This is a genomic window from Qipengyuania seohaensis, assembly GCF_002795865.1.
Classification (GTDB): domain Bacteria; phylum Pseudomonadota; class Alphaproteobacteria; order Sphingomonadales; family Sphingomonadaceae; genus Qipengyuania; species Qipengyuania seohaensis.
This window is the reverse complement of sequence record NZ_CP024920.1, coordinates 2,247,136-2,269,716: the sequence shown is the minus strand read 5'-3', so window position 1 is coordinate 2,269,716 and position 22,581 is coordinate 2,247,136. Positions and strand designations below refer to the sequence as shown.

23 protein-coding genes are annotated in these 22,581 nt (G+C 62.9%); 5 read left to right on the top strand and 18 right to left on the bottom strand.

Features of this window, described 5'->3' with window-relative positions; genetic code table 11:
• Positions 1-15: 15 nt before the first annotated feature.
• The 9 genes from CVE41_RS11120 to CVE41_RS11080 all read right to left on the bottom strand — a co-directional run bounded on the left by CVE41_RS11120 (position 16) and on the right by CVE41_RS11080 (position 8,263).
• On the bottom strand, positions 16-771 hold the full coding sequence (locus tag CVE41_RS11120; protein ID WP_100260713.1) for a phosphoadenylyl-sulfate reductase: 756 nt from the start codon (positions 769-771) through the stop codon (positions 16-18).
• A complete protein-coding gene (locus CVE41_RS11115) occupies positions 768-1,214 on the bottom strand; it encodes a DUF934 domain-containing protein (RefSeq protein ID WP_100260712.1) in 447 nt (148 codons plus the stop codon). The genes CVE41_RS11120 and CVE41_RS11115 overlap by 4 nt, the downstream gene beginning before the upstream one ends.
• Positions 1,207-2,838 (bottom strand): nitrite/sulfite reductase, encoded by a 1,632-nt coding sequence (locus CVE41_RS11110; protein ID WP_100260711.1) that lies wholly within the window; start codon positions 2,836-2,838, stop codon positions 1,207-1,209. Before CVE41_RS11110 ends, CVE41_RS11115 begins: the two co-directional genes overlap by 8 nt.
• Positions 2,838-3,134, bottom strand: coding sequence for a DUF2849 domain-containing protein (locus CVE41_RS11105; protein ID WP_100260710.1), 297 nt, complete (start codon positions 3,132-3,134; stop codon positions 2,838-2,840). The genes CVE41_RS11110 and CVE41_RS11105 overlap by 1 nt, the downstream gene beginning before the upstream one ends.
• Positions 3,131-3,889, bottom strand: coding sequence for a uroporphyrinogen-III C-methyltransferase (cobA, locus tag CVE41_RS11100; RefSeq protein WP_100260709.1), 759 nt, complete (start codon positions 3,887-3,889; stop codon positions 3,131-3,133). Before cobA ends, CVE41_RS11105 begins: the two co-directional genes overlap by 4 nt.
• 97 nt (positions 3,890-3,986) lie before the next feature.
• Positions 3,987-5,054 (bottom strand): mechanosensitive ion channel family protein, encoded by a 1,068-nt coding sequence (locus CVE41_RS11095; RefSeq protein WP_100260708.1) that lies wholly within the window; start codon positions 5,052-5,054, stop codon positions 3,987-3,989.
• A 2-nt stretch (positions 5,055-5,056) separates the two neighbouring features.
• On the bottom strand, positions 5,057-6,265 hold the full coding sequence (gene metC / locus CVE41_RS11090; protein WP_100260707.1) for a cystathionine beta-lyase: 1,209 nt from the start codon (positions 6,263-6,265) through the stop codon (positions 5,057-5,059).
• Between the two features lie 2 nt (positions 6,266-6,267).
• Entirely contained in the window at positions 6,268-7,101 is an 834-nt protein-coding gene (locus tag CVE41_RS11085; protein ID WP_100260706.1) for a sulfurtransferase, read from the bottom strand.
• Positions 7,102-7,138: 37 nt separating this feature from the next.
• Positions 7,139-8,263, bottom strand: coding sequence for a hypothetical protein (locus tag CVE41_RS11080; RefSeq protein WP_100260705.1), 1,125 nt, complete (start codon positions 8,261-8,263; stop codon positions 7,139-7,141).
• 104 nt (positions 8,264-8,367) lie between these two features.
• Between CVE41_RS11080 and queF the strand changes: the two genes are divergently transcribed.
• Together queF and CVE41_RS11070 are read left to right on the top strand one after the other, a co-directional pair.
• Positions 8,368-8,826 (top strand): preQ(1) synthase, encoded by a 459-nt coding sequence (gene queF, locus CVE41_RS11075; RefSeq protein ID WP_100261496.1) that lies wholly within the window; start codon positions 8,368-8,370, stop codon positions 8,824-8,826.
• A gap of 12 nt (positions 8,827-8,838) precedes the next feature.
• Complete coding sequence (locus tag CVE41_RS11070) at positions 8,839-9,627, top strand: DUF1499 domain-containing protein (protein WP_100260704.1); 789 nt, start codon at positions 8,839-8,841, stop codon at positions 9,625-9,627.
• Here CVE41_RS11070 and CVE41_RS11065 read toward each other — a convergent pair.
• Positions 9,617-10,714: an FAD-dependent oxidoreductase gene (locus tag CVE41_RS11065; RefSeq protein WP_100260703.1), complete on the bottom strand. Its 1,098-nt coding sequence runs from the start codon at positions 10,712-10,714 to the stop codon at positions 9,617-9,619. The genes CVE41_RS11070 and CVE41_RS11065 overlap by 11 nt on opposite strands.
• 47 nt (positions 10,715-10,761) lie before the next feature.
• Positions 10,762-11,664, bottom strand: coding sequence for an ABC transporter permease (locus CVE41_RS11060; protein ID WP_100260702.1), 903 nt, complete (start codon positions 11,662-11,664; stop codon positions 10,762-10,764).
• 71 nt (positions 11,665-11,735) lie between these two features.
• Between CVE41_RS11060 and CVE41_RS11055 the strand changes: the two genes are divergently transcribed.
• Together CVE41_RS11055 and CVE41_RS11050 are read left to right on the top strand one after the other, a co-directional pair.
• Entirely contained in the window at positions 11,736-12,419 is a 684-nt protein-coding gene (locus CVE41_RS11055; RefSeq protein WP_100260701.1) for a GcrA family cell cycle regulator, read from the top strand.
• 221 nt (positions 12,420-12,640) lie between these two features.
• On the top strand, positions 12,641-13,792 hold the full coding sequence (locus tag CVE41_RS11050; protein ID WP_157799494.1) for a GGDEF domain-containing protein: 1,152 nt from the start codon (positions 12,641-12,643) through the stop codon (positions 13,790-13,792).
• Positions 13,793-13,806: 14 nt separating this feature from the next.
• Here the strand turns inward: CVE41_RS11050 and CVE41_RS11045 are convergent, their stop codons facing one another.
• The 7 genes from CVE41_RS11045 to CVE41_RS11015 form a co-directional block, all read right to left on the bottom strand.
• Positions 13,807-14,487, bottom strand: coding sequence for a spermidine synthase family protein (locus CVE41_RS11045; protein ID WP_100260699.1), 681 nt, complete (start codon positions 14,485-14,487; stop codon positions 13,807-13,809).
• Between the two features lie 57 nt (positions 14,488-14,544).
• A complete protein-coding gene (locus CVE41_RS11040) occupies positions 14,545-15,606 on the bottom strand; it encodes a class I SAM-dependent methyltransferase (RefSeq protein ID WP_100260698.1) in 1,062 nt (353 codons plus the stop codon).
• 182 nt (positions 15,607-15,788) lie between these two features.
• The gene (gene pnp, locus CVE41_RS11035; protein ID WP_100260697.1) at positions 15,789-18,083 is read right to left on the bottom strand and encodes a polyribonucleotide nucleotidyltransferase; all 2,295 of its coding nucleotides are present in this window, start codon (positions 18,081-18,083) and stop codon (positions 15,789-15,791) included.
• Between the two features lie 182 nt (positions 18,084-18,265).
• A complete protein-coding gene (rpsO, locus tag CVE41_RS11030) occupies positions 18,266-18,535 on the bottom strand; it encodes a 30S ribosomal protein S15 (RefSeq protein ID WP_090482753.1) in 270 nt (89 codons plus the stop codon).
• A gap of 7 nt (positions 18,536-18,542) precedes the next feature.
• Positions 18,543-19,541 carry a tRNA pseudouridine(55) synthase TruB gene (gene truB / locus CVE41_RS11025; RefSeq protein ID WP_100260696.1) on the bottom strand — a complete coding sequence of 333 codons (999 nt, stop codon included), beginning with the start codon at positions 19,539-19,541 and terminating at the stop codon, positions 18,543-18,545.
• Complete coding sequence (locus tag CVE41_RS11020; protein ID WP_100260695.1) at positions 19,541-20,230, bottom strand: site-2 protease family protein; 690 nt, start codon at positions 20,228-20,230, stop codon at positions 19,541-19,543. The genes truB and CVE41_RS11020 overlap by 1 nt, the downstream gene beginning before the upstream one ends.
• A 37-nt stretch (positions 20,231-20,267) precedes the next feature.
• Positions 20,268-20,846: a thymidine kinase gene (locus CVE41_RS11015; RefSeq protein ID WP_100260694.1), complete on the bottom strand. Its 579-nt coding sequence runs from the start codon at positions 20,844-20,846 to the stop codon at positions 20,268-20,270.
• A gap of 102 nt (positions 20,847-20,948) precedes the next feature.
• Between CVE41_RS11015 and CVE41_RS11010 the strand changes: the two genes are divergently transcribed.
• Positions 20,949-22,580 (top strand): AbgT family transporter, encoded by a 1,632-nt coding sequence (locus CVE41_RS11010; RefSeq protein ID WP_100260693.1) that lies wholly within the window; start codon positions 20,949-20,951, stop codon positions 22,578-22,580.
• Position 22,581 lies beyond the last annotated feature (1 nt).

The window sequence follows — 22,581 nt, the reverse complement described above, 5'->3', positions numbered from 1 at the left end:
TCGCGCCCTCTTTCTTTAGAGAAACGGTTCCTCGCCAGGCTTGTGGATGCCGCATTCGACCTTATCCCAGCCGCTCCACCTGCCAGCGCGGGGGTCTTCGCCGGGCTTGACCTGGCGGGTACAGGGGGAACACCCGATCGAGGGGAAACCGCGCTCCACCAGCGGGTGGCGCGGGAGGTCGTGTTCTTCGAAATAGCTGGCAATCCGGTCCGCGTCCCAGTCGATCAGCGGATTTATCTTCATCCGCCCCTGTGCATCCGCAGTGTCCACTTCGAAGCGCGGCAGATTGGCGCGCGTCGTGGACTGGAACGCCTTGCGCCCCGTGAGGCTGGCATCATAACGCGCCAGCGCCTTTTCCAGCGGACGCACCTTGCGCAATTCGCAGCATCCGTCAGGATCGTATGACCAGCGCAGGCCCGTCTCGTCGCGCTTTTCGAGGTCGGAAAGCTCGGGATACAGGTCGATCCGGTTGAGGCCGAGCAGGTCGGTCAATTCATCGCGATAAGCCAGCGTTTCGGAAAAATGCTTGCCCGTGTCGAGAAACAGGATCGGGATGCTGTCATCGACCCGCGACACCAGGTGCAGCAACGCCGCACTTTCCGCGCCGAAACTGGACACGAGGGCGATGTCTCCCACCAGGTTGCCCTCGACCACGGCGCGCAGCCAGTCTTCCGTCTCGCTGCCGCGAAACATTCGGTTCAGGCGGATGGCGTCCTGATCCGTGAAGCGTGGCCCCGTGTCGAGCCGGTCGATGGCGCGCGTTTCGTTCATGCGTGACGCTTGGCCCAGATCGGCGTGCGGCTGTCGGCGGCGGGCTGGTATACTTCCGGCCAGCGCGACAATGCGGTTTCGAGGTCAGCCTCGTTTAGGGCTGCGTCGGGTTCGAACGCATCGAAGCCGCAGCGGCGCATATAGGCGACCTGGTCCACCAGCACATCGCCGACGGCGCGCAATTCGCCCTCGTACCCGGCCTCGCGCAGGAGGCGAGCGGAGGAATATCCGCGCCCGTCACCGAAAGCGGGGAAGTTCACTTCCACAAGAGCAAGGCGTTCCAGATGCGGGATCAGTTCGCGCGCATCGTCGCCCGGTTCCACCCGCACGGCGCTGGCGTTCGACTGGTCGAGGAAGGAATCGACCGTCACCGCCGCGTGATCGACGGGCTCGTCTTCGCGATAGCGGATGAGCGTGTCGGTGTCGGAAACGAAGTCAGCCATAAAGGGCCTCCTTGAAGGGGGTCATGCCGATACGGCGGTAAGTGTCGAGGAAGCGTTCGCCGTCCTGGCGTTCGCGCAGGTAGACGTCTGCGGCGGTTTCGACCGCGTCGACGATCCCTGCTTCGTCGAAGCCGGGGCCGGTGATCTTGGCGAGGCTGACGTCCTCCGCCTCGCTCCCGCCGAGCAGGAGCTGGTAGTTTTCGACGCCCTTCTTATCGACGCCAAGGATGCCGATATGGCCCGCGTGATGGTGGCCGCAGGCGTTGATGCAGCCGGAAATCTTCAGCTTGAGCTGTCCGAGCGCTTCGGTCTTGCCATTTGCGGCAAAACGCTCCGAAATCTGCTGCGCAACGGGGATCGAGCGCGCATTGGCGAGGCTGCAGTAATCGAGGCCCGGGCAGGCGATGATATCCTCGACCGTATCGAGGTTCGGGCTGCCCAGCCCTGCTTCATCGAGAGCGGTCCACAGCGCGTGGAGATCGGCCTTGCGGACGTGCGGCAGGACGATGTTCTGCGTGTGCATTACGCGCAGCTCGTCGAAGCTGTAATCTCGTGCGAGGTCGGCCATGAGGTGCATCTGTTCGGTCGTCGCATCGCCGGGAATTCCGCCCACGGGCTTCAGGCTGATGACGGCGGACACGTATCCACCAGCCTTGTGCGCAACGGTATTGCGGTCGACCCACAGGGCGAAATCGGGATCGCTACGGTCGATCTCGTCGGCCAGGCCCGTTTCGAAAAGCGGGTCCTCGAAGAAGGTGCGGATGCGCTCGAGTTCGGCGAACGGTGGTTCGACGCCCTGTTCCAGTAAATGCGCGAATTCAGCCTCGACCTGGCGGGTGTATTCTTCCGCGCCCATTTCGTGGACAAGGATCTTGATCCGCGCCTTGTACTTGTTGTCGCGCCGTCCGTGGCGGTTGTAGACCCGCAGACACGCCTCGGCATAGGTGACCAGCTGGTCGAGCGGGACGAAGGGGTTGATGCAAGGCGCGATCATCGGCGTGCGGCCCATGCCCCCGCCGACATAGAAAGCAGCGCCCAATTCGCCGTCCTGCTCCACGATCTGGATGCCGATGTCATGCAACCGCATGGCTGCACGATCGGTATCGCTGGCGATCACCGCGATCTTGAACTTGCGTGGCAGATAGCTGAATTCGGGATGGAAGCTCGACCATTGCCTCAGCAATTCGGCATAAGGCCTTGGATCGACGACCTCGTCGGCGGCTGCGCCCGCGAAGTGATCGGATGAGATATTGCGGATGCAGTTCCCGCTGGTCTGGATGGCGTGCATTTCCACCTTGGCAAGATCGGCCAGGATGTCCGCCGCATCTTCCAGCTTGATCCAGTTGTACTGGATGTTCTGGCGGGTGGTGAAATGCCCGTACCCGCGGTCGTACTTCTCCGCGATATCGGCCAGCGCGTGCATCTGCCGGCTGTCGAGCGTGCCATAGGGAATGGCGACGCGCAGCATGTAGGCGTGCAGCTGGAGATAGAGCCCATTCATCAGCCGCAGCGGCTTGAACTGGTCTTCGGTCAGCTTTCCTTCCAGACGGCGGCGTGCCTGGTCGCGAAATTCCTCGACCCGGGCGTCGACCATCTGCTGGTCGAATGAATCGTACTTATACATCAGATCACCCAGTTGCCGATGTCGGGATCGGCCGGTTTGAGAGTGAGATCGGGGCGCACCGTCGGGCCGATCGCGCGGACGCGGTCCTTGATGTGCGAAGGGCGCGGACTGCCCTCGTCCATCGTGGCGTCAATCGCATAAGGCGCGTTGACGCGGCGCGCGGCTTCCTCGCGGCGGGCGATCTCGTCTTCGCTCCCGGTGACGTCCACGGCGTCTTCGACATGGAGAGACCAGTCGCTGCCGGTCCACCAGGTGACCGCACCCGTCTTGAGGTCGTTGCCGGTCAAGATCCTCATCGCGCAGCCTCCTGTGCAAGAGCCGCGAGCGAGAGGTTATCGCGCGCCGTCACCTCGCCGATGACGATCAGCGCGGGGCTGACCACCTGTTCTGCTTCGACAAGGTCGGGAAGACCGGCCAGCGGAGCGCGCAGCACGCGCATTTCGGGGCGAGCGCCGTTCTCGATAACCGCGACAGGCATATCGGGGGCAAGGCCGTCTTCCATCAATTTTTCCGCAATTTGCGGGGCGGTCTTCACACCCATGTAAATGACGAGCGTCCTGCCCTTGCCCGCAAGTCCGGCCCAGTCCTGGTCCTTGAGGCCCTTGCACTGGCCGGCGACGAAGCTGACGATCGACGATGCATCGCGGTGGGTCAGTGCGATCTGGGCCGCTGCCGCTGCGCCGTTGGCAGCACTGATGCCGGGCACGACTTCCACCGGGACATCTGCAGCTCGCGCCGCTTCCGCCTCTTCGCCGCCGCGGCCGAAGATGAAGGGGTCGCCGCCTTTGAGGCGCACGACGTCCTCGCCCGAGCGGGCAATGCGCACCAGCAGGTCGCAGATGTCTTCCTGCGCCATGGTGTGCTTCGAACGCTGTTTCGCGACCGAGATCAGCTCCGCCTCGGGATGGGCGAGCGCAAGAATTGCAGGATCGACGAGACCGTCATGGACGATGATGCGGGCACGATCGAGCAGGCGTGCAGCCCTGAGCGTCAGGAGTTCGGGATCGCCCGGCCCCGCGCCGACGAGATAAATGGTTCCGGTATTTGCCATGAGGCGTAGATGCGCCGCATGGCTTCCACGCGCCAATCAGAATGAATGCGCGGGCAGGTAGCGCAGATTTTGAAATCAGCGCTGTGCGCGCGCAAAACTATTCTTTTGTAACCTGCTCGCCGCCGCTGCGGGCCGCCATCAATTCGAACCACCGGTCGAGCTGGTCGCTGGACCGGATATGCAGGTCGCGCTGCGGGAACGGGATTTCGATGCCGTTCTCCTTGAAGAGCCACCACAGCTTCTTGAGGACAGCACTGCGCACGTTGCCGACGCCGTCTTCGGGATCCCTGATCCAGCAGTGGATCATGAAATTGACCGAATTGTCGCCGTATTCGGACATCCAGACCGTGGGAGGCGGCGCTTTCAGCACGCGGTCGCATGACTTGGCCGCTTCGAGCATGAGCTCTTCGGCAAGCTTCATGTCGGCTTCGTAGCTAACGCCCACCGGCACCTGCATCCGCACGTTCTTCGACGAATAGGACCAGTTTTCGACCTGGTTGATCATCAGGTTTTCGTTCGGGATGAGGTATTCGCGCTGGTCGCGGGTCGTCACCGATACCGCGCGCACGCCGATCTTGCGGATCTGGCCGAAACTTTCGTTGCCGGCCATGTCGGTGACGGCGATCACGTCGCCCGGCTTGATCGACTTGTCCATCAACAGGATGATGCCGGCGATCAGATTACCGAAGGTTTTCTGGAGACCGAAACCGATGGCGAGGCCGAATGCACCGGAGAAAACCGCCAGCGCAGTCAGGTCGATGCCGAGCAGGTCGATGCCGAGGAAGAACGCCGCAGCCCAGATCGCGATGGTGATGATCTTCTCGACCAGCAATTGCTGCGTATCGTCCAGCCGGTGGATGCGGCGAACCATCCGGCGTGACAGCTTGCTGATAAACCACGCAAATGCGATCACCCCGACGAGGATCGTTATGACGATAAGCACGTCGAACAGCGAAATTCGCATGTCGCCGAAGCTCAACGCCAAGGAATCGAGCGTGTCGACGATCGACCCGACCGTGGCGCTCTTCTCGCTGACCGCTTCCCTGATGCCTTCCGATGCCGCGACGGCGGTCTCTTCCGGAGCAGGTTCGGCCAAGGACCATGCCTGCTCTACCGTATCGGTCTGCGGGGTTTCACTGCTTGCGGGTGGTGTATCGCCCTGCACGGCTATCCTTTATCCATTGCCACGAAGGCCTGATCGAGATCGGCGATCAGGTCGTCTGCATCTTCGAGACCGATCGATAGGCGAATTCCGCAGTTATCGCCAATCCCCCAATCGCTTTTGGGCCAATCCATCACGCTGCGCACGCTCGGCACGTCGAACGGCAGGGCGAGACTTTCAAAGCCGCCCCAGCTGTATCCGATGCCGAACAATTCCAGCGCATCGATCAGGCGGACCCTTGCCGCATCGTCGCGACCCTTGAGGACAAAGCTGAACAGGCCGCAGCCGCCGGTGAAATCGCGCTCGTAGAATTCATGGCCCGGCGAGCCCGGCAGAACCGGGCACAGCACCTGCGCCACGTCATCGCGCGCTTCGAGCCAGTGCGCGATCTTGAGGGCGGTCGCCGTTTCGCGTTCCAGCCGGACGCCCATCGTCCTCAGCCCACGCAGCGCAAGGGCGGCATCGTCGGGTGATACGACATGGCCGAGCTGCTGGGCCGTCATGCGCAGACGGCGATACCAGCGTTCTCCAGCACTAGCGGAACCCATCATCAGGTCGGAATGGCCGCCGACGTGCTTGGTCAGGGCCATGATCGCAATGTCGCAGCCCCGCTCCAGCGCAGGGAAGCCGAGCGAGGTCGCCCAGGTGTTGTCCATCAGGATGACCGCGCCGCGATCCCTGCCGATCGCGGCCAGCGCGGGAATGTCGCACAATTCCATCGTCAGGCTGCCGGGGTTTTCAAGCATTACCGCCTTTGTCCGGTCGCAGAACTTTTCCGCGAACCCATCGAGGTCGAGCGGGTCGAAAAACCGGTGCTCGACGCCGAAGCGCTTGAGTAGGCCCATCGCCGTATTTCGGGTCGGATCGTAGGCATTGTCGGTCACGAGCAGGACGTCGCCCGCCTTGAGTACCGCCATCAGCGCCCCGACGATGGCCGCGACACCGCTTGGATAAAGCACTGTGCCGTGCGCCCCCGGCTCAAGCTCGGTGAGCGCGTCCGACAGCGCCCATTGCGTTGGTGCGCCCCGCCTGCCGTAGAAAAACCGCCCGTCCTCGTTTGCTTTCGGCCCCTCGCGCAGGGCTGCGCAATCGGGATAGAGATGCGTGCTCGCCCGCCATACAGGCGGATTGACAACGTGTTCGGCAAAATCGCCCGCCCGCCCCGTCGTCACGAGGCGCGTGCCCTTGCCCTGCCTGCCCCTTGAGCCTGCCATCGTCAGCCAGCCGCACCCTTCGCCTTGGGCGTATCGGGATCGGCGCCCCACTCCATCCAGCTGCCATCGTAAAGCGCGACATCTTCCTTGCCCGCCACTTCCAGCGCGAAGAGGAGGACGCAGGCCGTCATTCCGCTGTTGCAGCTGGTTACGACCGGCTTGTCGAGGTCCACTCCGGCGCCTTCGAAAATGCAGCGAATTTCTTCGGCGCTGCGATAAGTTCCATCCTCGTTGAGCAACCGGGTAAAATGCACGTTGGCTGCGCCGGGGATGTGGCCATCGGACCCACTCCCCTCTTCGCCTGCAAAGCGCGCCGCATCGCGGGCATCGACGAGTTGGGCATCGCTATCTTCCAGCGCGTCGAGGATATCCTGCTTGCCGCGCACGTCCCTGCGCACGTCGGGATCAGGATAGTCGCGTGGGGCGTGGGTCGGGCTGCCCTTGTCCACCTGGCGTCCCTCTGCGATCCACTTCGCCAGCCCGCCATCGAGCACGGCCACATTCGGTTCGCCCGCATGGTCGAACAGGAACCAGGCCCGCGCCGCGCTGCGGATGTCGCTATCGTCGTAAAGGACGATCCGTCCTCCGCGCGCCACGCCAAGCTCGCGCATCCGCTCGGCAAACTGCTCCGGGGTCGGTACGGCCTTTGGAACGCTCGACCCCGCATCGGTAAGCGTCGCCAGGTCGAGATACCTAGCCCCCGGAATGTGTCTTTGCCCGAACTCCGCCTGCGCATCCCTGCCGCTGTCGGGCAGATGCATGGTCGCATCGAGGATGATTACGTCATCGGCGCCGATCCGCGCGGCGAGCCATTCTGTCGAAACAAGCTTGTCCATGCCCCCGTGCTAGCGCGCAGGCGCTGGACTGTCGATGTCAGTCGAGAGCGCGTGCGGCAATCGGGCTCCAGCTGCGCAAGCCTTCGTCGAGGCGGAAGGGGGCCACACGGCCACCGTTGGCCTCGCCCTGCCCGACGACGAAAGTCTGGACCTTAGGCTCGCCGCGAGCATCGCTGACCTTTACCCGCAGCAGCGGGACCAGCAAGGCCATATCGCCTTGGCGCAAGGGACGCACATTGGCGATCGGGAGCTGTATCTTGCCTTCGAAGCGCACGCTCTGGCCCGGCGCGATCCGCTCGAATACATGTTGCTGCGGCAGATCCTGACCGGGCGAGGCGACCTGCTGTTCGACCGGAAGGTCGCCGTGCGCGGAAACAAGGTCCGCCGAAACCGCAACGCCCGACATGGCCGAGGTCGAACGGTTCAGCACGCTCACACGGTAATCGAGCGTCGCATTCGCGAAGGAAAGCGTCAGCTTGATGGCCTCCACCTTCAGCTGAACGGGCTTTGCTACCGGCGCAGCTGCGGGCGCCTGTTTGGGCGACACGACAGGACGTTCGATCCTTGGCGGCGGCGCACTTGCACGCTTGCGCTGCCACGCGAAGAGTGCGAGCCCCAGCGCAATCAAACCGGCCAGTGCGGCAAGAACGAACGCCCAGGAAAACCCACCTGCCTGGTCCTCGGCTGCGGCATCTTCCTGCGCGCCGGGCGCAATCGGCTCGATGATTGGCGGCGAAACGGTGCCCGGCGGGCTTATCGTGGCTTCGGTTTCTGCCGGAGCCGGGTCCGGAATAACATCCGTCGGAGCCTGGCTGGCCGGCGGCGCTGGGCGCGCACTTCCCACTACAGGGGTTTGCGTCGGAGCCCGCTGCGGCGCCGTGTCGATGACCGGTTCCGGCGTAATCGTGGGCGTTGGCCGCGGAGTGGCTTGTGCCGCGGGTGTGGCTTGCCGCGTCGGCGCAGGCGTAGGCCGTGCTGTTTCAATCACGCGCGGACGGGTCGTTAGGGGCGCTTCGTCATCCACCGGGCCCTGCACCTGCGGAGTAGGCGTCGGGGTGGGGTTCGAAGGCGGGAGCTGGAAATCCTGCACGCCCTGCGCTGCCGCAGAGGCAGGCAGGGCAAGCATCACGGCAGCAAGGAGAGGGGCAAAACGCATATTCATGGTAACGGCCGGTCTGGTCGAGGAGGCGCGCTGAATAGGCGGTGAAGGATGCGTATCCAAGCCCCCTCCTTGCGCCGGGACGACATTCGCGGCAGATGCGCGGCATGAGCGACACACCGACCCCCAAGTTTCTGGGCGAAAACAGCCCCCTGCCCACTTCGCCGGAAGAGGCAGAACTCGATTATGTGCCCAATCCGCGAGCCGGCCAGCTTTACCTGGTGCGTTTCGCAGCGCCCGAGTTCACCTCGCTGTGCCCCGTGACAGGCCAGCCCGATTTTGCGCACCTCGTCATCGACTATGCCCCTGGCGAGACGATCGTGGAATCCAAGAGCCTCAAGCTCTTCCTCGGTTCTTTCCGCAATCACAACGGCTTCCATGAAGACGTGACGGTCGGTATCGGTCAGCGCCTGTTCGAGGAAATGAAGCCCCGCTGGCTGCGTATCGGCGGATACTGGTATCCGCGCGGCGGCATCCCGATCGACGTTTTCTGGCAGAGCGGCGCTCCGCCTGCCGACCTTTGGCTTCCCGATCAGGGCGTCTCGTCCTATCGTGGGCGCGGATAGGGAGAAATTGCGATGATTGCGAAGCTGCCGAAAATCGCCCTGTGGCTGGCCGTCGGGCTGGTTCTCTGGTTCGCTGCTGCCGTCTTCGGCCCCAAGTTCGGCCTGATCGACTGGCGATTTGCGCTGGGGACGATGGTGCGCAGCTGGGGTCCGATCCTGATCGGCATCACAGCGCTGATAGCCGTCATCGCACTCGTCGCGATCCTCTGGAAGGGTCCGCGCGGCCAATGGTGGAAGGCCGCGCTCGCCCTGGCCATTCCCGCCGCCCTGATGGGTGGCCTTGCTTCGGTCGCCTCTACTGCGGAAAGCGTACCGCCGATCCACGATGTCGCCACCGACGTTACCGATCCGCCGCAGTTCACGGACTGGACCCGTGAGAAGCGCGCCCAGGCTTCGGCCAATCCGCTCAACGATTATGCGATGCCGCTTGGCGAACTGGACGCGTGGAGCGAGACGGAAGGCCCGCTCGCCTCGCAATCACACGCCCAGATCATCGCCGAAAGCTATCCCGACCTCGCCTCGATCCCCTATTCGGGCGATGCCAGCGATGCGATGGTCGCGGTTTCGCTCGCCATGGAAGATATCGGACTCTCCGAAGTTACCAGCGATGTCGAAGGCGGACGCGTCGAAGGCGTGGCTGAAACATTCCTGTTCGGCTTCAAGGACGATGTCGTTGCGCGCGTGCGCGATGGCGAGATCGACCTGCGTTCGGTCAGCCGTGTGGGTCTTTCCGATCTCGGCTACAACGCCGCGCGCCTACGCGAATTGTCGAAAGCCATCGAGAACCGGCTTAGCGAGTAAACCGGTCGATCCAGCGCCGATCCAGCCAGTCCTTAAGCTTGCGCAGCCAGCGGGTTTTCAGCGCGACGGGACCGTAGCTCAGGATGGCCTCGCCGCGCCCGGTGTTGAAGAGGTAGAAATCCATTCCCCTGCCGCGATAGGTGTTGGTCGGTGTCCGACCATCGAGGGCGCGCCGCAGATTGTCGGCAAGCACCGGTCCCGCATAGACCGCATGCACACCTGAATGCGGCAATCTGCGGTCCGTACGACGGGCCACGTCACCCACTGCAAAAATGTGCGCATGGCTGCACGACCTCTGGTGCCGGTCGACCTCGATAAAGCCATCGCCGTCGACTGCCAGCCCGCTTTCCCGCGGCCAGGCGGGAGCGCCGCTGCCGATCGCGGCAACGATCAGTTCCGGCGGCTTCAATTCCTCCCCGGCGACGCACAGCCCCTCTTCCCCGAAGGAGGCGTCGGACTCTATCAACCTGATGCCCTGCTCAGCCAGCTCCGCCCGTGCCTTGCGTTGCACGGATGCTGCGTGATCGGATAACAGCCCGCCCTCTCCGGCAATCAGGGTAACGCGCGTCTTCTTCGGCATGGGCGCATTCGCCAGACCGATAGCAAGTTCCAGCCCACCTGCCCCGCCGCCCACGACAGCGATGCGGCGCGGCGGTGCAGCGCCATCGCGCAGGTCGCGCCAGCGGTCGACGAACCGATCGATGGGACGGATATCGAGAAGGCGGGGGTCATCTCCAAGGACGCGTCTCGCACGGCCGGCCCCGCCAATGGCGATGGAGCAGATGTCGAAGGCGATATCATCGCCGGTGTCCAGGCGGACGGTTTTTCGGGAAGCGTCGATGCCCACCGCCGAAGCCTGGACCCACTCGATACCGGCCTCTTCGACCAGCGGCTGGAGTGGGATCATCGCCTCGCTCGCGCGGTATTCCCCCGCCAGCCAGCCGGGCACCATGCCGGAATAATGCATCGCCTTGCGCGGTTCGACGATTACCACCTTCTCGCAGGGCAAACCGTCCTTGCGGATATCGTCGATGACGCCGAGGTGCGCGTGTCCAGCACCGACCAGCAGAAGGGTTTTGCCGCTCATGCCAGCGATCTAGCCCTAATCGCCCGGCAGCGGAACCGGACCATCGATCAGTTGCGGATTTTCCAGCCCGATTTGAGCACGCGGTAGACGGCAAAGGCGAGTACCAGGTTGAATATGCCGAGACCGATCGCGCCATTGATGACCGCTTCGTTGGTGTCGCCAATGTCGCTCTTGCCGAGGAAGCCGAATCGGAACCCGCTGATCACGTAGAAGAAGGGGTTCAACCGGCTGATCGTCTGGAACACGGGCGCCAAATTGTCGATCAGGTAGAATGTGCCCGAGAGGAGGCTGAGCGGCGCGATCACGAAATTGCTGACTGCCGCGTTGTGGTCGAACTTTTCCGCCCAGATCGATGCCAGGAGGCCAAGAAGCGCCAGCAAGACTGCGCCCATCAGGCCGAACCAGGCGACCGCCCATGGATGTGCCAGCGACAAGTCGACGCCGGGGTAGAACGCCATCGCCAGGGCAACCGCGCCTCCGACGAGAATCGCGCGGGTGACGGCCGCAGCGACGATGCCGCCCATCAATTCGCCTTCCGAAAGGGGTGGCATGAGCAGGTCGATGATCGTGCCCTGAATTTTGCCGGACAGGAGCGAAAAGCTGGAATTCGCAAAGGCGTTCTGCATCATGCCCATGACGATCAGCCCCGGTGCAACGAAGGTGGCGAAGTTCACGCCAAGCACTTCACGCCCTTCGCGGCCCATCGCCACGGTGAAAATCACCAGAAAGAGGAAGGTAGATACGCCTGGAGCCCAGATCGTCTGCGTCTGGACCTTGAGAAAACGGCGAACCTCCTTAATATAGAGACTCCACAACCCGATGCGGTTTATCCCGGTGATCACCGGTACTCCGCGAGCGGGGAAACGACCCTTCCTCCCGGCATTACTCTCGGTGAACGAAGCATCGCCTTGCGGCACGGCGGGATTGGCGGGTTGGACTTGATCGGCCATGGGCGTGCGCCTAGGGCCAAGCATCCCGGCTGGCAAGCTACGTCGGGCCATGTAAGGAATACGGATTAGGTATGAGCTGGACCGACGAACGGATCGCGACGCTGAAGAAGATGTGGGAAGGCGGCTCCACCGCCAGCCAGATCGCCGAAGAACTCGGCGGCGTCAGTCGCAACGCGGTGATCGGCAAGGCACACCGCCTCGGCCTCAAATCCCGGCCCTCGCCCGTGAAGAGCGGCGAAAAGAAAAAGGCTGCAAAGCCGGCACCGAAGCCTGCGCCCAAGAAAGCGGCGCCGCGCGTAGCGGCGAAGCCCGCCAAGCCTGCCGCAACCGCACCTGCAGCCGCGCCCACGCCTGCCGCAACCGCCGCACGCTCGGACGCGAGCCCTTCGCAGCCGCTGCCCAACAAGACACCCGACCTGCCCAAGATCGTCTCGGTCGGACCGGGTGGCTTCCTGCGCCAGGGTCCTGGTGACCAGCAGCCGCCGATCCCGCCAGCGCCGCCGCGCCGGCTGGTCCCGGCAAAGCCCGATCCGTCGATCGCTGACAAGACCAGCCTGCTGGACCTGTCCGACAAGGTTTGCCGCTGGCCCATGGGTCACCCGGGCGAACCCGATTTCCATTTCTGCGGCGAAGCGGTGAACCCAGGCTTCCCCTATTGCGTCGAGCATTGCGGACGGGCTTACCAGGCACAGCTACCCCGTGGTGCACGCCGTCCCCCTCCGCCCCTTCCCTTTGGCGGTCCGCGCGTCCGTTAAGCGGACCGGCATGGGTTATCGTGCCAAAATCTAAAGACCTAAATTTCGCGAAGAATGGTAGAAAACCGCCATCCTTCGCGAAATCTTTCCTCGCCCTAAACCATATCGATTGACCACCCTGTCACCTCTTCCTGCGAAAAGGGGAGTGTGTCCTTTGTTAACGGACACGTTCGAGGACAAGGATCGTCATGGATTGGGCAAGCGCGTCATTCGGCGCCTTTATGGGAATAGCGATAGTGGTCAGCGTAACGTCGCTGGCCCTCTATCCATTCGTCCGCCGCGACTATCTCTTGTGGTGCGCCCTGCGTATCGCCTGCTTCGCCGCAATGACGATTGCGCTGCTCTCGCCTGGCCCTGCCGAAGGGCTGATCGCAGGACTGGATAACCGCGGCCTTGGGGAAGTCGCGCTGGCCCTCGGTGTAGCGTGTACCGGCCCCTTCTTTGCGACATATGTCGAACCGCACATCGATCTCGGACCCCATCGCAGGCATCTGTGGTATATTCTTCCTCTGGGCATCTTTGCTTCAGCCGCGACGTTTCTCGGTACGAGCTGGCCGATTTTCCACCAGCTGCACGACTTCGCACTGCTGACCGCGAGCTTCCTGCTCGGCAATAGCCTTCTCGCAGCCATCCGACGTCACAGCCGCGTCGCCAAGTTGCAGGCGATCGTCTGGGGGCCGCTCGTGCTGCTGGGCCTCGGTGCTTTCGCTTATGAATTCTTCGCCAGGGAGACCATTCCGCACTGGCCGCGACTGGTGCTTACGGCATTGTCGTTCGACCTCGTCATCACTTTCCTCGGCATCATGTACGGTTTCGGTCGCATCAAGCTGGAGCGGGACCGCGCGCTGGCCAACATCGAGGCCGCCGAACAACTCATGCTGATCGATCCGCTGACCAATATCGCCAACCGGCGCGGGCTGGACCAGCACCTCGCTTTCGACACCGCGCGCAGGCCGGCAGGGCTCGCGCTGATCGATTGCGACCACTTCAAGCTCGTGAACGATACCTTCGGTCACGAAATGGGCGACCGTGTGCTTGTCGCCGCGGCACAGGCCTTGAGGTCCGAAGACGTCTTCGTCGCACGCTTGGGCGGTGAGGAATTCGTCATCCTCGTCTATGGAGACGACTGGCAGAATATCGCGGAGAAAGCGCGCTGCCGTATCACCAGCGCCGTGCGCATTTCAGTTCCGGAGATGAGCCTACCGGTCACGGCCAGCGCCGGCCTGACGGCGATGTCGAGGACCGACACGCTCTCAACCGCCATGAGCCGTGCCGACAAGGCGCTCTATGCAGCAAAAGAAGCCGGCCGGGATCGCAGCGTCGCCCTTACCGAGTTCCTCCCCGCTAGCACGCCGCTGACGCAGGTCGCGTAGGGCGCCAATAGTGCCTAGCGCTTGCGCGCGAACCAGATGGTGTGGTGCGGCCCCTTGTTGTTGGGCCGGGCGCGGACACGGCGTTCTTCGACATCGAAGCCCGCTTCCTTCAATCTGCGGCTGAACTTGAAATCGGGTGCCGCGGACCAGACGGCGAGAATACCCCCGGGACGCAACGCGTCGCGGGCCTTGCCGAGGCCGGTAGTCGAGTAAAGACGCTGGTTGCCATCGCGCACGATCCCATCCGGCCCGTTATCGACGTCGAGGAGGATCGCGTCCCACTTCTCGCAGGTCCCGTCGTTCGCATCGTCGATCAGCGCTGCGACGTCGCACAGGACCACTTCCCCGCGCGGATCGGACAGGGTGTCTCCGGTCAGTTCGGAGAGCGGCCCCTCGGCCCATTCCAGGATTTCCGGCACGACTTCCGCCACGACGATCTGCGCACGTTCGCTCGCCTTCTCCAGCGCCTTGCGGAAGGTGAATCCCATGCCGTAGCCGCCGATCAGCACGAGCGGATCGGACTTGTCGAGTTCTGCCAGTGTCAGTTCGGCAAGCTGTTCCTCGCTGAACTGCATGCGCGTTCCCATCAGTTCGTCGCGCCCCACCATGATGATGAAATCGCGTCCATGACTGATCAGGGTCAGCGTTTCGCCATTGGGCACTTCGGCAGTGGCGACGGTTTCGCGCGGTAGCATCGGGATCTCCAGTTCGATTTGACCGCCCCGATAGCGTCTATGTCTCGCCAGCGATAGCTAGCCGGTCACTTCGAGAACCATGTTGGTCGGCGTTTCCGACGCACGGCGCACCTTTCCGAAGCCCGCTTTGTTCAGCACTCCGGTAAGCCGCTGTTGTCCCGCCTGGGCGCCCAGGCCAAGGCCCACATCCTGTGCCAGCGACGCGGGCGTGCAAACCGTGGTCGAGAAGGCGTAGAATATCTGGCCAAGAGGATGCATGTTATCGGCCATGCTGTCGCCGGCCATCGGCTCCACCAGCATGAAGGTCCCGTCCTCCTTCAGCGTTTCGCGAATATGGCGCGATGCTCCGACCGGGTCGCCCATGTCGTGCAGCGCATCGAAGATGCACGCGAAATCATAACCTTCGCCGGGATAATCCTGCGCCGAGGCCACTTCGAACTGCACATTGTCGACGCCGGCAGCCTTTGCCTTGCGTCTGGCTTCCTCGATCGATGGTTCGTGAAAGTCGTATCCGTGGACGGTCGATTTCGGATAGGCCTGAGCCATCAATATGGCCGATGAACCATGCCCGCAGCCGATATCGGCAATCTTTGCTCCAGCCTTGAGCTTTTCCTCCACTCCGTCGAGGGCGGGTATCCATTCGTTGGTCAGGTTCGCCGCATAACCGGGCCGGAAGAAGCGATCGGTGCCGCAGAAACAGCATTCGCTCTGGTCGCTCCAGGGGCGCCCCTTCCCGCTTTTGAAGGTTTTCACCGCCTTCTCGTGGCTTTCATATTGCGACACTACGGCCTGGATAAAGCCCTGCATGCAGGCAGGTTGGCCTTCGCGCGAAAAAATCAGCGCCTGTTCCGGACTGATGGAAAAGGTCTCGTCCTCCGGATGGAAATTCACGTAACCCGCCGCACTGACCGAACCGAGCCATTGGTGCAGGTATTTCTCGTTCATGCCGGTATGCTCGGCAAGCTGCGAAACGGACACGCGTCCCAATTCGTCCATCGCTTCGAATACGCCGGTCTGGTCGCCCAGATATGCCATGTACAGGCTGAGTGCGCCGGCCACGTCGCCGATTACCTTGCCGGCCAGTTCCTCGACCCTGGCCATATCGATTTGTTCGCTCATCTTCGCTCTCCCTCATGCGGTTAAGCGACCCGGCGACACCTATGCGACCAGTAATCCTTGATGAGACGACTCGCGCGTTGTGCTGCGGCGCCATCCGGACGCGACCATAGCACACCGGGCCCGGGCATGAAAAAAGGGCCGCAGGTTTCCCCGCGGCCCCTCTTCAATCGGCTGTTGCCGGATCAGTCCTTGAGGAAGTCAGGGACGTGGGCTTCACCGCCACCGTCCTTGTTTCCGCCGTCCCGGTCACCGCGATCGCGACGGGGACCGCCACGGCCGCCACGACGATCGCCGCCGCGACCACCGCCGCCGCCACGCGGGCCGCGGTCACCACGATCACCACGCGGTTCGCGCGGCGGGCGGGTGTCTTCCAGCTCTTCGCCGGTTTCCTGGTCGACCACGCGCATCGACAGGCGGACCTTGCCGCGCTGGTCGATCTCGAGGACCTTGACCTTAACTTCCTGGCCTTCCGACACGACGTCGGTCGGCTTTTCCACGCGTTCGTTCTTCATTTCGCTGACATGGACGAGACCGTCCTTGCCGCCCATGAAGTTCACGAATGCGCCGAAGTCGACGATGTTGACGACCTTGCCGTTGTAGATCTTGCCGACTTCCGCCTCTTCGACGATGCCTTCGATCCACGCACGCGCTGCGGCGATCTCGTCGGCGTTCGAGGAGCTGATCTTGATCACGCCCTCGTCGTCGATGTCGACCTTGGCACCGGTTTCGGCGACGATTTCGCGGATGACCTTGCCGCCCGTACCGATGACGTCGCGGATCTTCGACTTGTCGATTTGCATCGTTTCGATACGCGGAGCGTGCTTGGACACTTCACCGCGAGCACCCGAAAGCGCCTTGGTCATCTCGCCAAGGATGTGCGCACGGCCGGCCTTCGCCTGTTCGAGCGCCTTGGTCATGATTTCCTGCGTGATGCCGGCAACCTTGATGTCCATCTGCAGCGAGGTGATGCCGCTTTCCGAACCGGCAACCTTGAAGTCCATGTCGCCGAGGTGATCTTCGTCACCCAGGATATCCGACAGAACGGCAAAGTCGTCGCCTTCGAGGATCAGGCCCATGGCGATACCGGAAACGGGACGATCGATCGGTACGCCGGCGTCCATCATCGACAGACAGCCACCGCAAACGGTCGCCATCGAGGACGAGCCGTTCGACTCGGTGATGTCCGACAGGATACGGATGGTATACGGGAAGTCTTCATGGCTCGGCAGCACCGGGTGCAGCGCGCGCCATGCGAGCTTGCCGTGACCGGTTTCGCGGCGGCTGGTGAAGCCGAAGCGACCAACTTCGCCGACCGAATAGGGCGGGAAGTTATAGTGCAGCATGAAGTGGTTGTACGACAGGCCTTCGAGACCGTCGATCATCTGCTCAGCATCCTTGGTGCCCAGCGTGGTGGTGCAGATTGCCTGCGTTTCACCGCGCGTGAACAGGGCCGAACCGTGCGTACGGGGCAGCAGGCCGACCATGGCTTCGATCGGGCGAACCTGGTCGAGCTTACGGCCGTCGATACGCTGGCCGTCCTTCAGGATGGCGCCGCGAACGATTTCCGCTTCCAGCTTCTTGACCGCCTTGTTGGCGACCATCTGCGTCTGCGGTTCTTCCTCTGCGAAAGCTTCCTTGGCCTTGGCGCGTGCTTCGTTGAGCGCGTCCGAACGGGCCGACTTGTCGGTCAGCTTGTAGGCAGCTGCGATGTCGTTGCCGACGATGCCGCGCAGCTTTTCCTTGATGGCCGAGGTGTCGTCGGACATGTCGACTTCCCACGGATCCTTGGCAGCCTGTTCGGCAAGATCGATGATCGCGCCGATGACCTTGCGGCTTTCCTCATGCGCGAACATGATTGCGCCGAGCATTTCTTCCTCGGTCAGTTCCTTGGCTTCGGATTCGACCATCATCACCGCGTCCTGCGTCGCAGCGACGACGAGGTCGAGACGACCGTCTTCGCCAAGCGCATCGCCCAGGCTCGGGTTGAGGATGTATTCGCCGTCGTTCGAGAAGCCGACGCGTGCCGCGCCGATCGGACCCATGAAGGGCACGCCCGAGATGGTCAGTGCAGCCGAAGCGGCGATCATCGCGACGATATCGGGTTCGGTCTCGCCGTCATAGGACAGGACCTGCGCGATGACGTTGATTTCGTTGTAGAAGCCTTCCGGGAAGAGCGGACGCACGGGGCGGTCGATCAGACGGGAGGTCAGCGTTTCCTTCTCCGTGGCGCGGCCTTCGCGCTTGAAGAAGCCGCCCGGGATACGGCCCGCGGCGGAGAATTTTTCCTGGTAGTGGACGGTCAGCGGGAAGAAATCCTGCCCTTCGCGTACACTCTTGGCGGCGGTCACGGCGCAGAGCACCACGGTTTCGCCATAGGTGGCCAGCACGGCGCCGTCAGCCTGACGGGCGATCTGACCGGTTTCGAGAGTGAGGGTTTTTCCGCCCCATTCAATCGATACGGTTTTCTTGTCGAACATGTATTTTCCTTATGAACCCGCGGGCCGCCATATTGCGGAGCGGGGCCTACTTGTGCCGGGTAATCCGTCCCGGTCCGGTGCGAGGCGTAGTGTACTGCCTCATTGAAGCTCCTGTGCCGGATTGCGCAGGGGGCCAAATGCGAAGAAGGGCGACCCTTGCCGAGCCGCCCTTCTCGAAACTCTTACTTACGAAGACCCAGCTTCGCGATCAGGGCGTTGTAACGCTCCACATCCTTCTTCTTGAGATAGGCGAGGAGGTTACGGCGCTTGTTGACCATCATCAGAAGGCCGCGACGCGAGTGGTTGTCCTTGTGGTTGGCCTTGAAGTGATCCGTCAGGTTGCGGATACGTTCCGTCAGGATCGCGACCTGTACTTCGGGCGAACCGGTGTCGCCGTCTGCCTGCGCGTTGTCCTTGATGATCTCTTGCTTCTTCTCGGCGGTAATCGTCATATTCATTCTACTCCGCGACATCCGGTAGGTTGAAGCCCCGGACGACCTTGGCCGTCCCTCCGATAAGTTCCACCAGCGCAACGGGAGTATCCTCCAGCTTCGCAAAATAGAGCCCGTCGGTGTGGGGCAGTTCCGACAATACCCGGCCCTGGCGGACCGCCTGCGCGCTGTCGGGATCGAGGGGAAGAGCCGGGATGTCGTCCAGCCCCGCCTCTAGCGGCAGGAGTAGGTATTCAAGAGGCGCGCCCTTAGCGATTTCCTCCAGCTTGTCCAGCGAAATCGCCTGATTTTGATGGAAGGGGCCAGCCTTGATGCGCCTGAGATAGGTAACATGGCCGACACTTCCAAGCGCACGCGCGATGTCCCGTGCAAGAGCGCGGATGTATGTCCCTTTCGACACATGCGCTGTCAGCGTCACGGCTTCCGCAAGTTCCAGCGGAGCTGCCACATCGTAAGGGTCCGGACGCCCTGCGCCAGTCTGGAAGGCAGACCGCAGCTCGGGATCCTCGCGCTCCCCCGCCATGGTCAGGCTGTGGATCGTGACGCGCCGGGTCTTCATCTCCACCTCTTCGCCGGCACGGGCGAGGTCGTAGGCACGCTTGCCGTCGATCTTGAGAGCGGAATATTTGGGCGGGATCTGCTCGATCTCTCCGGTGAAGTGCTGCAGCACCGCAGCGATTGCGACCATCGGAGGGCGGCGGTCGCTACGCTGGATCACTTCACCTTCGGTGTCGAGCGTGTCGGTCTCCTCGCCAAACTGGATCGTAAACTCGTAAATCTTGCTGGCATCGAGCATTCGCCCGGCCAGCTTGGTCGCCTCGCCGAGCGCGATCGGCAACACGCCTTCGGCCAGCGGATCGAGCGTGCCGCCGTGGCCGACCTTGGTCTTGGCATGGCCGCCTTGGCGCAGGACCCGCTTGACCATGCCGACGGCCTGCGTCGAGCCCAGCCCGCGCGGCTTGTCGAGCACGATCCAGCCGTGCGGGGCGGGTTTTTGCAGGTCCATCAGGATAGCGCCAGTTCGACCGACTGCGCGATGCCCGCGAAGAATTCCATGATCCACATGACCGTGGGCCAGATCGTTTTCTCGATCCACCGCGCCTCCGGGAAAATCCATGCAGCCGCGATAATGACCAAGATCAGCGTCATCCCCAGCGCCTGGAGCTTTTGCCAGTGCCTCGCCCATTTTTGCGGCAAGAGGCCGCCAAGGATATGGGAGCCGTCGAACGGCGGGATGGGCAGAAGGTTGAACAGGGCGAGAAAGGTATTGATGAGAATGAAATAGGTGAATGCAGTCAGCGCCCATTCCGGCAATGACGTTCCCCAATTGGTCGCGAAAGCCGCGGCAATCCCGACGATGATCGCAGCCAGAAATGCGAGGGCGATGTTCATCCCGGGTCCGGCCGCTGCGACCGCCATCATCCCGTAACGCGGATTGTCGAGGCGACGGGGATTGACCGGGACCGGCTTTGCCCAACCGAAGACCGGCCCGCCGAACAAGGCAAGCGCTCCCGGTACGAGCAGGGTGCCAATCGGATCGACATGGCGGATCGGGTTAAAGGATAGCCTGCGCTTCTCTTTTGCCGTGGGATCCCCCAGCGCGAGCGCCGCCCAGCCATGCGCCACCTCGTGAAACACGATGGCGATGATCAGGCACGGGATAAGGATCGCCGCGAGAATGAGTGTTTCCGTCATCGAACCAAGATAGGGTGCAGAGTGCGCCTGCGCACCCCTATTGCTCCAGCGCCTGCGAAAAATGCCTGCGACACATGGCGACGTAGCGGTCGTTGCCGCCGATTTCGGTCTGTGCGCCTTCGCTGACCGCCTTGCCGTTTGCATCGACCCGCAGGTTCATCGTCGCCTTGCGCCCGCAATCGCAAACCGCCTTCATCTCGACCAGCTTGTCCGCAATGCCGAGCAAGGTGGCGGAGCCGGGAAACAGCTCGCCCTGGAAATCCGTACGCAGGCCATAGCAAAGGACGGGAATTCCCGCCTCGTCGGCCAGCCTTGCCAGTTGCCAGACCTGGGCGGGTGTCAGGAACTGCGCTTCGTCGACCAGCACGCAGGCGAGCGGCGTCTCGGCATGTTCGGCCAGAACGTGCGCGGCGATATCGGTCTGCGGCTCGAAGCGATTGGCATCGCTCGCCAGGCCGATACGGCTGGAAATCGCGCCGAAACCTGGACGGTCGTCGAGTGCGGCGGTCCACAAGGACACTCGCATTCCGCGTTCGCCATAGTTGAACGCGGTCTGGAGCAAGGTCGAGCTCTTCCCCGCGTTCATGCTGGCAAAATAGAAATACAGCTTGGCCATGGCTTGCCCTAGCGCGGGCGGCCACAGCTGTTAAGGAGGCCGTCAGACAGGATTGGGGATGACGCCCCGACCGCAGAAAAAGACAAGCGACAGGGATTTCCGATGGCAGAGGCGAGTACCGCACCCAATACGCAGACGGGCATCCTCGGATGGGTGGAGCGCACAGGCAACAAACTGCCGGATCCGGTATTCATATTCTTCTACCTGATCATCGCACTGGTAATCGTTTCCGTGATCGCAGCGGTGTCTGGCCTGACGGCCCAACACCCCACCGCGCTCGATGAAAACACCGGAAGTGCGCTGGTCATCGAGGCGGTCAGCCTGTTGTCGCCGGAGAACATCCAGCGGCTTTGGGTCGAAATGCCCAAGACGTTCACCCACTTCCACCCGCTCGGCTATGTCCTCGTCGTCATGCTGGGCGCAGGTGTCGCCGAACGATCCGGTTTCTTTGCTGCAGGCATGTCGAAAGCGGTCAAGAGCGCTCCGAAAGCCTTGCTGACCCCCGTGGTCGCGCTGGTCGCCATGATCGGCAACCACGCCGCAGACGCAGGTTATGTCGTCCTCATCCCACTGGCAGGCATCCTGTTTGCAGCTGCCGGACGCCATCCCCTCGCCGGTATCGCAGCTGCCTTCGCCGGTGTTTCGGGCGGTTTCTCCGCCAACGTCTCGCCGGGTCAGCTCGATGCGCTGCTGTTCGGCATCACCGAGGAAGCGGTCGGCGCCAGCGCGCTCGACCCCAGCTGGACCGCAAACATCGCAGGCAACTGGTACTTCATCGTGGCGATGACCGTGCTGTACCTGCCGATCATCTGGTACGTCACCGACAAGGTGATCGAACCCCGTCTTGGCGCCTGGACCAAGGGTGCAGTTGCCGGTGCGGGTGACGACGCACCTGCCGAAGTCGACGAAGATAAGGCCAGCAAGGGCCTGCGCGCCGCAGGTCTCGCCGCTCTGTTCGTGGTCGGCCTGTGGGCGCTGATGGTCTTCGCTCCGGGAACTCCGCTGGTCGACGAAGCCGCCTGCGAAGGCATTCCGGCTGCCGATTGTTCGATCCACACCGAATTGCGGCCGCTCTACCAGTCGCTGGTGGCGGGCTTCTTCCTGCTCTTCCTCCTGACCGGTTGGGCCTATGGCCGCGCGGTCGGCACGATCAAGGACCACCGCGATCTCGTCAACATGATGGCCGAAAGCATGAAGGACATGGGGTACTACCTCGTCCTCGCCTTCGCTGCCGCGCACTTCGTCGCAATGTTCGGCTGGTCCAACCTCGGCCTCATCACCGCCGTCCACGGCGCTGCGGGGATCGAGAGCACGGGCCTGCCCCTGCCGCTCGTGCTCGGACTGATGGTGATCTTTGCGGGCCTGCTGAACCTGTTCGTCGGCTCGGCCAGCGCGAAATGGGCGCTGCTTGCCCCCATCCTCGTGCCGATGCTCATGCTGCTCGGGATCAGCCCGGAAGGTGCAACGGCGGCCTACCGCGTGGGTGACAGCGCGACCAACATCATCACGCCGCTGATGGTCTATTTCCCGCTGATCCTGGTCTTCGCCCAGCGTTGGCAGAAGGACTTCGGCCTCGGTAGCCTGACCGCGATGATGCTGCCTTACTCGGTATGGCTGCTGATTTCGGGCGTCCTGCTGATCGTGGGCTGGTTCTACCTCGGCATCCCGCTCGGGCCCGATGCTCCGGTCGCCTACTCGCTGCCGGAAGCCGTAGCCCCGGCGATCATGCAGTAAG

Coding starts and splice junctions, on each gene's coding strand:
- CVE41_RS11120 (WP_100260713.1), bottom strand. CDS start 771: ATGAACGAAACGCGCGCCATCGACCGGCTCGACACGGGGCCACGCTTC.
- CVE41_RS11115 (WP_100260712.1), bottom strand. CDS start 1,214: ATGGCTGACTTCGTTTCCGACACCGACACGCTCATCCGCTATCGCGAA.
- CVE41_RS11110 (WP_100260711.1), bottom strand. CDS start 2,838: ATGTATAAGTACGATTCATTCGACCAGCAGATGGTCGACGCCCGGGTC.
- CVE41_RS11105 (WP_100260710.1), bottom strand. CDS start 3,134: ATGAGGATCTTGACCGGCAACGACCTCAAGACGGGTGCGGTCACCTGG.
- cobA (WP_100260709.1), bottom strand. CDS start 3,889: ATGGCAAATACCGGAACCATTTATCTCGTCGGCGCGGGGCCGGGCGAT.
- metC (WP_100260707.1), bottom strand. CDS start 6,265: ATGGCAGGCTCAAGGGGCAGGCAGGGCAAGGGCACGCGCCTCGTGACG.
- CVE41_RS11085 (WP_100260706.1), bottom strand. CDS start 7,101: ATGGACAAGCTTGTTTCGACAGAATGGCTCGCCGCGCGGATCGGCGCC.
- CVE41_RS11080 (WP_100260705.1), bottom strand. CDS start 8,263: ATGAATATGCGTTTTGCCCCTCTCCTTGCTGCCGTGATGCTTGCCCTG.
- queF (WP_100261496.1), top strand. CDS start 8,368: ATGAGCGACACACCGACCCCCAAGTTTCTGGGCGAAAACAGCCCCCTG.
- CVE41_RS11070 (WP_100260704.1), top strand. CDS start 8,839: ATGATTGCGAAGCTGCCGAAAATCGCCCTGTGGCTGGCCGTCGGGCTG.
- CVE41_RS11065 (WP_100260703.1), bottom strand. CDS start 10,714: ATGAGCGGCAAAACCCTTCTGCTGGTCGGTGCTGGACACGCGCACCTC.
- CVE41_RS11060 (WP_100260702.1), bottom strand. CDS start 11,664: ATGGCCGATCAAGTCCAACCCGCCAATCCCGCCGTGCCGCAAGGCGAT.
- CVE41_RS11055 (WP_100260701.1), top strand. CDS start 11,736: ATGAGCTGGACCGACGAACGGATCGCGACGCTGAAGAAGATGTGGGAA.
- CVE41_RS11050 (WP_157799494.1), top strand. CDS start 12,641: ATGGGAATAGCGATAGTGGTCAGCGTAACGTCGCTGGCCCTCTATCCA.
- CVE41_RS11045 (WP_100260699.1), bottom strand. CDS start 14,487: ATGCTACCGCGCGAAACCGTCGCCACTGCCGAAGTGCCCAATGGCGAA.
- CVE41_RS11040 (WP_100260698.1), bottom strand. CDS start 15,606: ATGAGCGAACAAATCGATATGGCCAGGGTCGAGGAACTGGCCGGCAAG.
- pnp (WP_100260697.1), bottom strand. CDS start 18,083: ATGTTCGACAAGAAAACCGTATCGATTGAATGGGGCGGAAAAACCCTC.
- rpsO (WP_090482753.1), bottom strand. CDS start 18,535: ATGACGATTACCGCCGAGAAGAAGCAAGAGATCATCAAGGACAACGCG.
- truB (WP_100260696.1), bottom strand. CDS start 19,541: ATGGACCTGCAAAAACCCGCCCCGCACGGCTGGATCGTGCTCGACAAG.
- CVE41_RS11020 (WP_100260695.1), bottom strand. CDS start 20,230: ATGACGGAAACACTCATTCTCGCGGCGATCCTTATCCCGTGCCTGATC.
- CVE41_RS11015 (WP_100260694.1), bottom strand. CDS start 20,846: ATGGCCAAGCTGTATTTCTATTTTGCCAGCATGAACGCGGGGAAGAGC.
- CVE41_RS11010 (WP_100260693.1), top strand. CDS start 20,949: ATGGCAGAGGCGAGTACCGCACCCAATACGCAGACGGGCATCCTCGGA.